Origin of the sequence: Streptomyces hilarionis, assembly GCF_024539675.1 — a bacterium.
Classification (GTDB): domain Bacteria; phylum Actinomycetota; class Actinomycetes; order Streptomycetales; family Streptomycetaceae; genus Streptomyces; species Streptomyces hilarionis.
The window spans coordinates 1-268 of record NZ_JAHHIT010000736.1 but is presented as its reverse complement, the minus strand read 5'-3'; the positions used below and the strand labels follow the sequence as shown (position 1 = coordinate 268).

Here is a 268-nt window from a genome sequence, read left to right as displayed (position 1 = left end):
CACACTCACCGTATCAGGGGTTCCCAATTTACTGCCGGGTGCGGTCGTACCCACCGCGCTGACCTCGATGGGCTCATCACCAAATAGCTGTCGCACCATATTCAGCGGGTACGGCCCCATATCCAGCACGGGGCCTGCTGCAAAGCCGTTTTGCATCCGATGATTGGATGGTTTCACCGTCTGCGTGAATGTCGACGTGAACAGGCGAGGTCGCCCGAAGTCTCCGGCATGCACGCGCTCGATCATTTCAAGAGTGCCTGGCTCAGAG

Annotated in this window: 1 protein-coding gene; it reads right to left on the bottom strand. The window is 58.6% G+C overall.

Annotation, left to right across the window (positions count from 1 at the left end):
• A partial coding sequence (locus tag KMS84_RS44600; RefSeq protein ID WP_256921599.1) for a Gfo/Idh/MocA family protein occupies positions 1-246 on the bottom strand: 246 nt, incomplete at its 3' end.
• Between the last annotated feature and the right edge of the window lie 22 nt (positions 247-268).